Raw genomic sequence first — 14828 nt, forward strand, 5'->3', positions numbered from 1 at the left:
TTTGTGGTGATAAAAACATTTATACCATTATAAAGCTACTTAGAGAAATCAATTTTAGCAAAAAAAAATGTACCGCCTATCCTTATTTGTAAAGGTTTGTAGGCGATACTTTTTTGTGATAATATTTAATATAATAAATATCTTATGCTATTTCCTTGGCAAAAGCTAATAATTCTGCTTCTTCAAAAGCTCCAGCCATAATCTGAAATCCTATTGGCATTCCCTCATTATCTACTCCGTTAGGAATAGAAATAGCAGGTAAACCCACCACATTTGCTTGTACGGTAAACAAATCCCCTAAATACATTTGGATAGGGTCGGCTGTTTTTTCTCCTAATTTATAGGCCGTTGTTGGCGTAGTCGGGCAAATTAAAAAGTCATATTCAGTCAATAAATTATCTGTATATTCTTTGATTAGTCTTCTTATTTTTTGTGCTTTTGTATAGTAAGCATCATAATAACTTGCACTCAATACAAAAGTTCCCAACATAATTCTTTTACGAACTTCTTTACCAAAACCTTCAAAACGTGATTTTTTGTAAAGTGACATTAAATCAACCGCTTCAGGGCTTCTATGTCCAAAACGAACGCCATCAAATCTTGATAGGTTTGAGCTAGCTTCGGCAGTTGTTAACGTATAATAAGTTGGTAAAAAATATTTAATCAACGGAAATTCTACGGCTTCTACTTGATAACCTTTTGCTTTTAAATAATCTAATTTGGCTAAGGTAGCTGCTTTAACTTCTGGCTGTAAGCCTTCGCTTTCTACGGCATCTTTTAAATAACCAACTTTATACGTTTTTTTATCAGTTTGGAAGGTAGAATAAGCAACTACCTCTTCGTTTGAAACAGTACTATCTTGTTCGTCTTTCCCCGCTATTATTTCTAATAAGATGGCAGCATCTTCCACTGATTTGGTAATAGGACCGATACAGTCAAATGAAGAAGCATAGGCAATTAAGCCCCAGCGAGAAACCCTTGTGTACGTAGGTTTTAAACCTACCAAACCACAAAAACCTGCTGGCATTCTAACAGAACCACCCGTGTCTGTGCCTAATGAAGCAAAACACATATCTGCTTGTACGGCTACTGCCGAGCCTCCTGATGAACCACCCGCTACTCTGTTTTCACCAACTGCATTTAAGCATGGACCGAAAGCAGAGTTTTCGTTGGTTGAACCCATCCCAAACTCATCACAATTTTGTCTTCCTATGATAATGGCATCTTCATCTATCACTCTTTGAACAGCAGTTGCTGTAAACTGAGATTCAAATCCATCTAAAATTTTACTTCCAGCTTGTGAAGTATGATCTTTATAGCAAAGTAAATCTTTGATACCCAAAACCATTCCAGCTAATTTCTTGGCCGTTCCTGCTTTAATTTTGGCATCTATTTGGTCTGCTTTTTCCAAGGCTTCTTGGTCAAAAACAGATAAAAAAGCATTTAATGTGTTGTTCTTCTCCTCAATATTTTTCAAATAGAACTCTACTAACTGACGACACGTAATATTACCTGCGTAAAGGTCTGCTTGGATATCTTTTAAGGTTGAATATACTTTCATGAATGGTTTAATTTAGTGTAATTACAATAGCTTAAGTAAGCGAATTAAGCCACTTGCTATTGAACTTAATTAGATGGTTTTATGATTGAACCCTATCTATTAACAAAACAAAAGCATAGCTGAGATAATAAAATCACCTCAACTATGCTCTTGCTAAAATACCTTAATACTATTTTGTATTTGTATCGTCTTCTAAGCCTTTTGTAATTTGGTCAGTTACGTCCTTTTGTGCTTCTTTGAATTCTTTGATGCCTTTTCCCAAGCCTTTCATTAATTCTGGTAATTTTTTACCGCCGAAAAATAACAACACAGCTAAACCCACCAAAATTAATTCTGGACCGCCCATGTTGAAAATTAGATAAATTGAAGTAAGTTCCATGTCCTTAGTTATTAAATATTTGCGTAAAGATAAGCAATGATTTTAGATTTTAGTTTTTACCATTTAGTTTTTCTTTCTCTACAAAAGCATACAGAGCCTTGCAAACCTATTTTAGTGGCAATAATTCTCCTTTTTCCCATGCAATAAAATTATCTACATCTGTTTTTAAAGAATTAAATAACCACATCACTAAAGCCAAATCATCAGATAAACCTATAAAAGGTAAAAAGTCTGGGATTAAGTCGAAAGGAGAGATAAAATAAATCAAACTGGCAATAATTTTCAGGATACTAGCCCACGGGATGATTCTGTATTGACCCGTAGCATAAGCCTTTACCATTCTACTTAACGTTGTGATGCGCTCTGCAAGTACTTGTCCTACGCCTTTATTTTCGTTATTAGCAATATCTCTGGCTTTGATAAGGGCTTCTCTTAATAATTCAAGGACAGCCAACCCCGTTCCAGCATATTTCCCAGCCTTTTTCGTAGCAGCTTTGAAGAATGTTGATTTCAAAACTTTGCCTACTAAGTCTTCATTAGTCATATTTTATGATATTAATTTAAGGATTCGATGAATGAACATATGTCTATAACGTAGCAAATATACAATTTACCAAACTTTTACTAAGAATTCTACAAAAAATACTTAATAAACCGTTAGTGAATAAGCAAATGGGTTACATTTGCGTTAGATTTTAAACGTATTTACTAAAACAATTAATTTACAATCGATTATGTCAAAAATAACTGTCGTAGGTGCAGGAGCGGTGGGAGCAACCACTGCTGATAACATTGCCCGTAAAGAATTAGCATCGGAAGTAGTATTGCTTGACATTAAGGAAGGCTTTGCTGAAGGTAAAGCCCTAGATATGTTTCAAACTGCTGCAATCTTAGGGTGGGATACTAAACTAACGGGTGTTACTAACGATTATTCTAAAACGGCTAATTCTGATGTCGTTGTGATTACTTCGGGACTTCCACGCAAGCCAGGGATGACTCGTGAAGAACTAATAGGAGTAAATGCAGGCATTGTAAAATCAGTCGTTGATAATATCCTTAAGTATTCTCCTGATGCTATTTTTGTGATTGTATCAAATCCGATGGATACGATGACTTATTTAGCATTAAAAGCTTCGGGCTTGCCTAAAAACCGTATTATTGGTATGGGTGGAGCGTTGGATTCTGCACGTTTTAAATGCTATTTATCTTTGGCGATGAATGTATCACCAAATGATTTACATGGTTCGGTAATCGGTGGACATGGTGATACTACGATGATTCCACTTACGCGTTTAGCCACTTGGAACGGAACTCCTGTTACAGATTATTTAGACGAAGCTACGTTGAGTAAAGTGGCTGCTGATACGATGGTTGGTGGTGCTACACTAACAGGCTTATTAGGCACTTCGGCTTGGTATGCACCTGGTTCTGCAAGTTTATCAGTGGTTGAGTCAATCATTCGTGATGAAAAACGTGTAATTCCTTGTTCAGTTTTCTTAGAAGGAGAGTACGGACAATCAGATATTTGTCTAGGTGTTCCTGTAGTATTAGGAAAAACAGGATGGGAAAAAATCATTGATTATAAATTAAATGATGCAGAACAAGCGTTATTTGCTAAATCAGCAGATGCTGTTCGTAATATGAACAACGTATTATCTACGTTAGATTTGTAGTTTAACTAAGGATAGTGAATAGCTTTAAAAAGCTATTCACTATTTATTTATTTCAAGGGTGCTTCATCTACTTTGTCAACAAAATATTCAGTATCGCCCATCCACGAAAATTTCATATACCGCTGTTCATAATGCACACGGATTCTTCTGCCAGTCAGCATGGCATCTTCTAATTTTTGAATAATTGTTGGGTCATCAGCATCTACTGTAAATGCCCATAATCTATTGACCATATTGCCCATTTGTCCTTGAGCCCCTTCGTTAAGTTCTCCTTCGTAAGTCTTGAAAACCACTCCCTTTTTAGAGAATTTTGAAATTACTCCCGCTCTTTCTCCTTCCGAATAAGCAACTCTCGTTAATAAAAAGCTGAACATGATTACAAGCACAGCTAGCGTTAATATGCCAATAAACAGTCTTCTAAAAAAGACCATCGTTGCTTGTTTTGCTGAATTCATTCGTTCGTTGAAAGCCATAATAAAATTGTTTAGATGTATAAAAAAAAGAATTGAATATATACAAAGATATTCAATTCTTTCATTTTTAATATATGTTATTATTATTTTGAACGAATAGCAATCACAGGGTCTAGGCGGGCAGCTACCCATGCAGGCACAATACCTGATAATACACCAATAAAGGTAGATACAAACACCCCAATCATGATATTACCAAAAGTAAGCACGAGCTTTAACGAACCCAAACTGACATTAGACAATAACCAGACAAAGAATATACCCACTGCACCACCAATCAAACTCAAAAATACGGCTTCAAACAAAAACTGGAATAGAATAAAATAATTTTTAGCCCCTAATGACTTTTGGATACCAATAATATTAGTTCGTTCTTTTACAGAAACAAACATGATATTAGCTATACCAAAGCCGCCTATTAATAATGAGAAAAAAGCAATACAAGCACCACCAACGTTCATACTGGCAAATATAGATTCGAAGAATTTTACGGCTCCATCTAAACGGTTGATAGAAAAATTATTGTCTTGTGTAGGTTTTAGTCCTCTTCTGCTTCGCATAAGACCTGTCACTTCGCCTTCCAAAGTTTCTTGACCTTTATCCCAGTCATACGCTTTTACCGCAATATCGGGTTCTGGTTCGTCTTTTTGAAAAAGACTCGCATATGTTGTGTAAGGAATAAAAGCTCGTTCATCTGGCGACCCACCCAAACTAATTAAATCTTCTCCTTTTTTCTTCATCATGGCGATAACTTTGAATTTAATGCCATTGATTTTAATCGTTTCTCCGATGACATCACCACGATCAGGAAAAAGAGTTTCTTTGACTTTCGCTCCTAAAATAACTACAAAGGCGGAATTATCTGTTTCATTATTCAAGAAATATCTTCCCGTTTCAACAGGAACATCCGTGATTTTATTATAATCCTGACTAACACCTGCTAAATTAGTTTCCATACTATTGTTGCCATTCTTCAACGTAGTTCTTCTACCATCCATAATAGAAACAGCCTCAGAATTTTCGAGGTTATCGGATAGATATTTGAACTCGTTGTACTTCATACTAGGGCGATTGATGTATTTCCACCAAGGGTAATTGTTGCTCATCACCCAAGGCCATTTGCCTACATAAACTACACCTTTACCGAATGAATCGATTTGTTCGCGAATACCCATGTTCATAGAATCAACAACGGTAAAAACAGCAACAATCGAAAAAATACCAATCGTTACACCCAAAAGTGATAAAACGGTTCGTAATAAATTAGATCGTAGGGCTTGCCATGCGAAACGTAAGCTTTCAAATAGTTGTCTGAGGAATTTCATACAATGAGATTAATATTTAACAAGTTAAATTTAAAACTACAAACTTTGACAAACAACTACGAAATGACAAATGGAGTTTATTGATAGGTTGAATGGTAAAATGTGGGTAAGACTGGAAAAAACTTTTCATCAATACCTTTAATAGTTTTTTTATGCCTTAATTTTACACTCAAATTACCAATAAAAGATATGTCTTCTAAAATTACCATTTCCGATTTTAAGTATTTTCAAGAAAGCTTTTCTGGCGAACTTTATTTTGATAACTCATCGCTACACAATGCACAAAAAATGCTATATTCTACAGATGCTTCAGTGTATCAAGAAAAGCCATTAGCAGTGGCTATTCCTAAAAACATAGCAGATATTAAAGCGTTAATTAAGCTTGCCAACGAGTTCAATGTTACATTGATACCTCGCTCGGCGGGTACTTCTTTGGCTGGGCAAGTAGTAGGAAAAGGTATCGTAGTGGATATATCAAAATATTTTACCAATGTGTTGGAAATCAATCAAGAAGAACGTTGGGTGAGGGTTCAGCCTGGGGTAATCAGAGATGACTTAAACGTAATTTTAAAACCTTATGGCTTGCTTTTCGGTCCTGAAACATCTACCTCTAACAGAGCGATGATTGGGGGAATGATTGGTAACAACTCTTGTGGGTTACATTCAATCGTATGGGGAACAACCCGCGACCACCTAATTTCAGCTAAAGTATTATTAAGTAATGGTTCAGAAGTAGAATTTGGAGAGTTGACCAAAGCTGAATTTTTTCAGAAAGTACAAACCAATACTTTAGAAGGTAAATTGTATGGAGAAATATTCCGCACCTTGAATAACCCATTTACTCAAGAAGCCATAGAGAAAGCGTATCCGAAGAAAACATTGAAACGCAGAAATACTGGCTATGCATTGGATATGCTGATGGAAAGCGAAATGTTTTTAGAAGGAAATAAGCAGGGCTTTAATTTCTGTAAATTATTGGCAGGTTCAGAAGGAACCCTTGCTTTTGTAACTGAAGCCAAGCTGAATTTATTGCCTTTGCCTCCGCAAGAAACTGCTTTGGTTTGTATCCATTGTAGTTCTATTCAAGATTCTTTACAGGCAAATTTAGTAGCGCTCGAACATCGACCAATGGCTTCTGAATTAGTTGATAAGTATATTTTAGATTTCACCAAAGGGCATCATTTGTATGAAAAGAACCGCTTTTTTATCGAAGGAGACCCTGCGGCTATTTTGATGGTGGAATTTATGGAAGAAAGTGATGACGCTTTGAACCTGAAAACCTCAGCACTTATTGAAGACTTAATAAAGGCAAATGTTGGTTATGCCTATCCCATTGTAAAAGGAGCAAATACCATTCCTGCTTGGGACGTTAGAAAAGCGGGGTTAGGATTAATCAGAAATCTTAAAGGCGATATTCAGCCCGTTAATTTAATTGAAGACTGTGCCGTTGCACCAGAAGACTTACCTGCCTATATCGCCGATTTACAAGACCTTCTCAAGAAACACGAAATCAATGCGTCTTATTATGCTCATGCTGGTGCTGGAGAATTGCACGTTGAGCCAATGATTAATTTAAAAACGCAGGAAGGCAAATTATTATTCAGAACGGTTTTGAAAGAAACGGCTGAATTGGTGAAAAAATACAATGGCTCATTAAGTGGCGAGCATGGTGATGGACGATTGAGGGGTGAGTTTATTGAAAGTGTGTTGGGCAAAGAAGTATTTACTTTATTAAAAGAAGTAAAAACACTTTTTGATCCTAAAAGTATTTTCAATGCTAACAAAATTGTGAATACGCCTCCGATGAACCAATTCTTGCGGTATGAAGCAGGGAAACAGAATCCAAGTATTGAAACCTATTTTGATTTTTCTAACCAAGAAGGAATCCTTCGTTTAGCAGAAAAATGTTCGGGTTCTGGCGATTGTAGGAAGACAGAGGTAACGGGTGGAACAATGTGCCCTAGTTATATGGCTACTCGCATGGAAAAGGATACTACGCGTGCCAGAGCCAATATTTTGCGTCAGTTTTTGACAAATTCAGAAAAAGAAAATCGTTTTGATCATCAAGAGGTGAAAGAGGTAATGGATTTGTGTTTGTCGTGCAAAGGCTGTAAATCTGAATGTCCTTCCAAAGTAGATGTTGGTAAAATGAAGGCTGAATTTCTACAACATTATTATGATGTACATGGTGTGCCTTTCCGTACAAAGATGATTGGAAATTTCACCAAATCGCAAGCGATGGCTTCAATGTTTCCATCATTGTATAATTTTATTATACAAACACCATTTACTGCTAATATTACGAAAAAGGTGTTAGGTTTTGCTCAGGAGAGGTCTATCCCCACCTTAGGAAAAACAACCTTGAGGGCTTGGGATAAAAAAAGACAACCACAGAATATTTCAGACCCCACTAAAAAAGTCTATCTGTTTTGTGACGAATTTACCAATTATAATGATGTTGAAATTGGTAAAAAGGCAATATCACTACTGACAAAATTGGGGTATGAGGTAATTCTTCCCGAACATTTGGAAAGTGGCAGAACCTATCTGTCAAAAGGATTAGTGAAAGAAGCTAAACAAATTGCTATTCAAAATGTTAAAACGCTTTTGGATATTATCAACGAAAACACACCCATTTTGGGTATTGAGCCATCGGCTATTCTTACTTTACGAGATGAATACCTTGAATTAGTGCCTGCTGAATTATTGGCAGATGCTGAAAGAATAGCCAAAAATGCCTTTTTGATTGATGAGTTTTTAGCACACGAAATCGATAAAAAAGTACTGAGTAAATCGCTGTTTACGGATGAAAAAAGACTGATTAAATTACATGGACATTGCCATCAAAAGGCATTATCATCTTTAGTAGCTACTAAAAAGATGTTATCCTTACCCGAAAATTATGAAGTACAATTAATTCCCTCAGGCTGTTGCGGCATGGCAGGTTCTTTCGGGTATGAGGAGGAACACTATGAAGTGTCAATGAAAGTAGGAGAGTTAGTACTTTTCCCAACTATTAGAAAACAAGCGGATGATGTAATTATTGCCGCACCGGGCACTAGCTGTCGTCATCAGATAAAAGATGGAACTGGTAGAATAGCACAGCATCCAGTAGAAATTCTGTGGGAGGCGTTGGTGAAGTAATCATAGAGCCAACGTTGAAATTTATTCGACGTTGGCTCTATGATTTTTAAAGCTTAATAATTTTAAAAGTTGCCACTTGAGCTTCTTTCAGTACACGCAAGAAGTAAGTTCCTGCTGAAACTTTTGAAATATCGATTTGTTTTTGTTCTCCACTTAAAATTTGTTCTTGAATAATCTTCCCAGAAAAATCTACCAATTGAATACTTACCTCTTTATCGTTAGATTCAATATAAATCATGTTCGAGGTAGGATTTGGAAAAACATTTATCCCTAATTTCCCTAATTCTTCTAAGGCTGTCACTAATTCAATTTTTACTGTCGAAGGACTAACCACCGTTCCTGTTCCACAAGTATTTACGTTCCCTACCGAAAACAGACGGAGAGAAGTATTAGCCAATGGATTTAAGGTTATACTATAATTAGTCTTTTCAGAATAGAATATTTTAGTGTTTAATTCATCACTACCAACTACAAAGGTAAAAGGTGGTGTACCTGTAAAAGTAAGATTGATTATTATAGGTTTATTTTCATTAAAATAATAAGATTCAGTATCAAATCGAGCCGTAATAGCTTCTAAAATTGTGATGGGAACATTAGAACTTGTTGCACTCGCATCACTATCACTAGCAAGTACTCTGATGTAGTATCCGTGCCCTAATGGCAAATCCATTGGGATTTTAGCCCTCAATGGGCTTGTATTCCCTTCGGTAATAAGGTTTTGATAATTTTTACCAGTACTATCAGAGATTTGAACAGTAAATTTATTTTGTGCTGAATAAGCACCAGTGGAAAAAAATGGGATACTTACTATCGCTCCTTGACAATAAGAAGTGGAAGTGGATAAAATATTAGAAAGACTGACCTGTTTATTAGCATAAGGATTGACAGTTACAGTAGCGCTTCCCTTGATTTTTCCAGGACCACAAACATTATTAATTGATTTTAACGTATAAGTAGTTGTATTGTTTGGAAAAACTAAAATAGAGCTTGGCCAATTGGAATTCAAATAGAAACTTCCTGATGTTCCATCGCTTAATTCAAAACTTACATCTTCCTTAGACCCGAAATTATTTTTATCTGGGATTGCCGAACCTTTATTATTTTTAAATAAAATATAAGCAGGGTTACCTTGATTGATAATAGGATTTCCCAAGATAGTAACATCAAGTAATTCTCTAAGGTTTATATAGCTAACATCCTTCAATTGATAAGGATTACTACTTTCTATCTGTATTTTATAACTACCGCTTTTCAGTTGACTATTTGGCTGTATAACAATTTTTCCTGTTTTAGACGTCGTTAGTAATGTTGTAGTTACTCCATTATCATTAGTTGCGATTATTTTAAAAATATTGTCCGTACCAAATGTTCCTAAAGCCGTGATGTTAGCTTGAATATTTTTATCACTACAGAAAAGATTAGTATTCTCAAAAGTCATAGAAACAACTGGATTTACTGTAATCTTAACACTACCAGAAGCCTTACCTATACCGCATTCGTTAAATACAGATGTCAAAGTGTAAATAGTATTTTCAATTGGTTTTTTAATTTCTTCTAAGGTCGTGCTACCATATGAGATTTCTCCGTTAGTTTTATTGTTTTTATCATCAATAATTAAATATCTTGCTACTCCATAATTTTCATATTTCAATTTTGTATAAAGAGTAACACTTTCACCTGCATTAATTGTTGCTTCAGAATTTTCATTACTCAATTTTAAAGTTAATTCTGGTGAATATTTTAACCTTAAGCCAACAGGTTCAGACTGTACTAAGTTATCACTACTAATAATACGGATATTATAATCTACGTCAGTATAGGATTCTGGAATAGAAATCAATGCTGGACTTTGTTTAACACCAAAAAGAATTGTGGTATAATTGGTGTCTCCAGGTTTTGCAATTTGTACAGAGAATGTTGTTGTACTATCAACTTTTCCAACAATATCAAAAGGAATTGGTATTTTAAAGTTTCTACAATAATACCCTGATATATTATTAGCATAGTTATAATATCTATTTATAATATTGTAGTTTTTTACTTTCACTGTAACAGTATTGTTTTCATCTATTTTCCCAATACCGCAAATATTGCTCAAAGACTGAACAGCAAAAGTTCCTGTTTGGGTAAATTGTCTAATAATAGTTGTAGAATAATCATAAAAACCAAGTCCGTAACTTTCATTTGTACCATCTGAATAAGCTACTTCTACATTTCCACCTCCAGATATTTTAATATCAATGGGAGCTATTTCCCCGAGTAGTATATTCTGTGAAGCACTATTTGATATTGATATGGTTGGAATATTCATAACCGCAATAGTCAGTTCGTTACTATAAAAGAAAGGATTGCTTGAAGATACTCTAAGCGAGTACTTTCCATTTTTTACGTTTGAAGGAATCAATAGTTGAGTTTGATCAGCTTTTATTGTTCCTAAGTTTATTTTTGGTAAACTATTATTGTCTGGAATCAACTCTGCTGAATATTGATTATCCTGTTGGAAATTACCCTTGATAAGTAGATTAATATCAATTTTTTTTCCTGCACAAATTTCAATGGGCTGAAATTCATTGGTTGATAATTGTATAGAAAAATTATTATTTTCGACTATTACGGTTTTTTTATCAGGATTGATGCTTGAATTTGTGCCACAAATATTTTTAATGGAAGAAATCCAAATTTCTTCTGACTTAGGGAAGTAAACACGAGTAAAGCCAGTCATACCCCAAGTAACGTAATTGTGTTCAATTTTGTATTTTTGATTATTAGATAACGTTATTTCATAAGTTCCAGCACCGTTCAATAAAAGTTGGATACCTAAAGTTTGTGGAGAGGCTAAAGTTACTCCACTTAGATTGGTAATCAAGGCTGAAGGAAGGGATAAAACATAAATGGAATTTGGGCTGACTGAAACGTTTTTTAATTCATCCGTAGCAACACTAACATAAAAAGTATTATTGCTGAAACTTTCTGGTAGATTCATCGGTAGGATAAAAGAAGCAATATTCTCTCTGATAACCGTTCCAACTACATCTCTGTAAGGGAATCCATATATACTATCTACAATAAAAGGGTCATTTAAAAGTCTTACTTTTATCTTGCTACCAATTTTTATGGCTTTGTTACTAGAAAATTTAACTTCCACACTACTTCCTAAGCAATATTTTCCTGCTTTTAAAGAGTCTGTTTTAATACCATCATTTACAGTAACAAGTATAGATTTACTTCCTTTACCCACTCCGCATGAAGATGAAAATGATTTAATGCTATAGTGTGTTGTACTTTTGGGAGATACGCTTATGTAAGAATTTATAACATCATCAAGAACATCTGTTTTTTTGATGATTTGTCCATTATTCAATTCAATCAAAAAAGAACCATATCCCGAGATTGAATAGTTTAAGTTTTTTGTCTCACCAAAACTAATAGAAGTGCTTTCAGCAGTGAAATCTACTTTCAATTCATTATGGATTGAAATATAACTTTGAAAATAAGGAGATTCGATAGCAGGACCATTTGCTGTTATAATTTGAATATTATAAAACCCTATTGGAATAGCGTCTGAGATTGTAGTTGATAAAACGCCATTTGTTTCACTTGCTTCAAAGTCATAAAATTTTGAACCGTTAAATGACATATCTACCAACCTAATTCGGAATTTATTGTTTGCGTCCCAGTTTCCTGAAGTAGAATAGTAAATGTCTAATTTACCATTTTTGCAAACATGAAGATTTGAAAGTCCAGTTATTTGTAATCGTTTGTCTATAACAGTAATGTTTGTACCACCTTTTACTATTCCTTTTCCACACATATTCGAGGCTTCAATAATACTATATACGCCAGATTTGCTTGGATTTACATTAAATAGATTGTTGTCGGAGTTAGCATTAAAATAAGTTAAAGAGATTTTAGAACTATCACTAGTAAGCAGGTTCATTGGTGTTGAACCTGATAATTTAAGTCCTATTGAAACTGACTCGTAGGGGTAAAGGACTTTCTTTTGAATACTTGTAAATTCAACAACAGGTAAAGAGAATATAGCCTTGTATTGTAAGGTATTGCTGTTAACTTTAGGTGAAGATGTTACAACTCTAAAATCACTATTAAAATATCCGCTGTTGCCATAAGTGTAATTAATAAGGCTTTCTGGCAAAGTAAAAATTAAAGTTCCTGAAGAGTCTATGGTATTTACACTTTTCCATGTGTTTTCACCATCATAGCTTGTTTTTACTTGAACTGTAAGTACATTGTTACTCGTAAAATTACCTGTTTTTGTGTATTTAATGAATGCTCTTTGTCCTATGCATAAGGTGTTGGACGATCCATATTCGTTATTAATAGAAGAAATTAAAATTGTTTGTGCTTGTAATTGAAAGGTGAAAAAACTAAGTAGTAGTAAATATTGAAGAGATCTAAACATAGGTAGTTTATATTATAGTGTTTAAATTTATATTTGACAAAAATATTTCATTTTAACTAAATATCCCATTTTGTTCTTTCTAGTATTAGACTTTTTTTAAAAAAAATACTTGTATTTTGTGACATATAGTTCTACAGCTTAGTATCATATGCAAATAGATTTGGTTATGGCACTAAGTGAGAGTTGATTCTAGCCTATGCCTTTAATATATTTTTCTTTCGAAATCTTTCTTTTATTCTACAATTAGTATTACTCTTTGATAGCGAATCAATGCTGGTGTGCCTTTATCTTTTCCTTCAACAATAATATGAATGGTATCTCCGCTTTTGGCTGTTGCGGGAATGGTGATACTAGTAGCATTAGGCATCGTTGGTTCTATTTCTACTTTTTCAGGCGATGTTCCTGCTTCTAGATATTGCCAAAATTTAAAATCTACGGCATTGCCGTCTGGGTCAATAGCTGATGCTTCTAAGATGATTTTTGTGCCAGCTTTTACTTTTCTGATATTATTGCCTTTTACGATAATTTTCGGAGCATGATTGGCTTCCTTAAATGATTTAATACACCAATCGGCTCTGGCAGCTAAGTCTAATTGCAAGGCTTCAATCCAACGTGTTTGCGGAAAAGAGGCATCATGTTTTTGGGTGAAAGGGTTAAAGTCTGTTACCTGTTTGCCATCTTCCCAACGCAGAGGATTTGTTTTTGATTGAACCATTCTACCACCCCAACCCCCATATTCTGGATGGTCTTTGCTCATTAATCCTACATCAAGTAGTTGGAAATAAGCAGGAGAGTCACCTTCCGAAATAAAATCATATTGGGTCATTTTATATTTCTGGGCATCTGTCATGTTTCCATGGGTATGTTCTTCGTCTCCCACTTGCTTCTGTCCATCACCCCACGCATAATATTTTGCTAGTAAAGGACCATGATGTTGGATGATGTTTTCCCCCATAAATTCACCTCTTAATAATGGCTGTAATTCATTCGGAACTACTCTTGGCCAAGGATAAGCAAAACACCAAAACTGGTCAGAATTATAAAAAACCTTGATGTTTGGCCAGTTCGGGGCTACATATTTTTGATAAGTAGCGTCTTGGTCGAGCACGGCATAAATAATGGCTTTGTCGGATACTTTTTTATAAATGCTAGCCCACTGACGCGTATTTTTATAAGTATCTTCAATGGATTTCAAGGCACGTGCTACAGTATTGGTTCCTCCCCAGATTTGTAAATAAACGGGCTGAGGGTTGTTATCTAGCAATACTTTTTTAATCCATTCCGAACCCTCAGTATCTTTATTCATTTCACCTTCAAAATCAATATTGCCTACCTTTATTAATTTTCTTAAAGTATTGGCAGTTGGATAATACTTATCATGTTTTAATAAATTTGGCTAAACTTTTTCATACTCGTCTAGTAATTCTTGTATCCAACTAGTGCCTGCCCATCGTAAGTCAGTACGTTTGCCATATCTTTTAGCCGTATTTTCCATCTCAGACGTAAACGTTGTTCCTTTGCCATCGCCTTTATAATGCCACTGCGAGCTACTGTAAACCAATCCTTCGATGTTGAATTCATTCGCATATAACAACATTCGGATGAAGGAATCAACATCATCTATTTCACCGTCAGTTGTAATGATAGTACGACTTTTTGTGTTTATATTGCTTTTTTGTGACCAAGCGTCTGAGGAAGTCTTTAAAATAAAAGAAAGACTCATTAAAAAGAAAAGAATTACTTTTGTTTTCATTTATTTTATGATTTTCTTGTAATTGTATGAATAATAGAAGATTTTATTGTTATTAATTTATTGTACGAAGGTAAATGTAAAATAAATATTTACGAATATT

9 protein-coding genes and 1 pseudogene are annotated in these 14828 nt (G+C 34.6%); 2 read left to right on the forward strand and 8 right to left on the reverse strand.

Annotation, left to right across the window (positions count from 1 at the left end; genetic code table 11):
• Positions 1-142 precede the first annotated feature (142 nt).
• The 3 genes from gatA to AC07XN_RS18465 form a co-directional block, all read right to left on the reverse strand.
• Complete coding sequence (gatA, locus tag AC07XN_RS18455; RefSeq protein ID WP_494744110.1) at positions 143-1561, reverse strand: Asp-tRNA(Asn)/Glu-tRNA(Gln) amidotransferase subunit GatA; 1419 nt, start codon at positions 1559-1561, stop codon at positions 143-145.
• Positions 1562-1730: 169 nt separating this feature from the next.
• Complete coding sequence (locus AC07XN_RS18460) at positions 1731-1940, reverse strand: Sec-independent protein translocase subunit TatA/TatB (protein ID WP_309919985.1); 210 nt, start codon at positions 1938-1940, stop codon at positions 1731-1733.
• Between the two features lie 106 nt (positions 1941-2046).
• Positions 2047-2484, reverse strand: coding sequence for a YkvA family protein (locus AC07XN_RS18465; RefSeq protein ID WP_309919984.1), 438 nt, complete (start codon positions 2482-2484; stop codon positions 2047-2049).
• 190 nt (positions 2485-2674) lie between these two features.
• On the opposite strand from AC07XN_RS18465, the gene mdh reads away from it, so the two are divergent.
• Complete coding sequence (mdh, locus tag AC07XN_RS18470) at positions 2675-3613, forward strand: malate dehydrogenase (protein WP_494744111.1); 939 nt, start codon at positions 2675-2677, stop codon at positions 3611-3613.
• Positions 3614-3660: 47 nt separating this feature from the next.
• On the opposite strand, the gene AC07XN_RS18475 is transcribed toward mdh, so the two are convergent.
• Positions 3661-4086 carry a DUF8785 domain-containing protein gene (locus tag AC07XN_RS18475; protein WP_309919979.1) on the reverse strand — a complete coding sequence of 142 codons (426 nt, stop codon included), beginning with the start codon at positions 4084-4086 and terminating at the stop codon, positions 3661-3663.
• Positions 4087-4169: 83 nt separating this feature from the next.
• Positions 4170-5411, reverse strand: coding sequence for an ABC transporter permease (locus AC07XN_RS18480; RefSeq protein WP_309919977.1), 1242 nt, complete (start codon positions 5409-5411; stop codon positions 4170-4172).
• 189 nt (positions 5412-5600) lie between these two features.
• Here AC07XN_RS18480 and AC07XN_RS18485 point away from each other — a divergent pair, with 189 nt between their 5' ends.
• Positions 5601-8555 (forward strand): FAD-binding and (Fe-S)-binding domain-containing protein, encoded by a 2955-nt coding sequence (locus AC07XN_RS18485; RefSeq protein ID WP_494744112.1) that lies wholly within the window; start codon positions 5601-5603, stop codon positions 8553-8555.
• A gap of 46 nt (positions 8556-8601) precedes the next feature.
• On the opposite strand, the gene AC07XN_RS18490 is transcribed toward AC07XN_RS18485, so the two are convergent.
• From AC07XN_RS18490 to AC07XN_RS18500, 3 genes and pseudogenes are all read right to left on the reverse strand, one after another.
• Positions 8602-12975, reverse strand: coding sequence for a T9SS type A sorting domain-containing protein (locus AC07XN_RS18490; RefSeq protein WP_494744113.1), 4374 nt, complete (start codon positions 12973-12975; stop codon positions 8602-8604).
• Between the two features lie 232 nt (positions 12976-13207).
• Positions 13208-13690, reverse strand: a complete 483-nt coding sequence (locus AC07XN_RS18495) for a hypothetical protein (RefSeq protein ID WP_494744114.1) — start codon at positions 13688-13690, stop codon at positions 13208-13210.
• Positions 13691-13702: 12 nt separating this feature from the next.
• Positions 13703-14728 (reverse strand): annotated as a pseudogene (locus AC07XN_RS18500) (DUF1593 domain-containing protein); the annotation flags it as partial.
• Positions 14729-14828 lie beyond the last annotated feature (100 nt).

The organism is Arcicella sp. GW458-12-2-14-TSB2 (assembly GCF_059423785.1).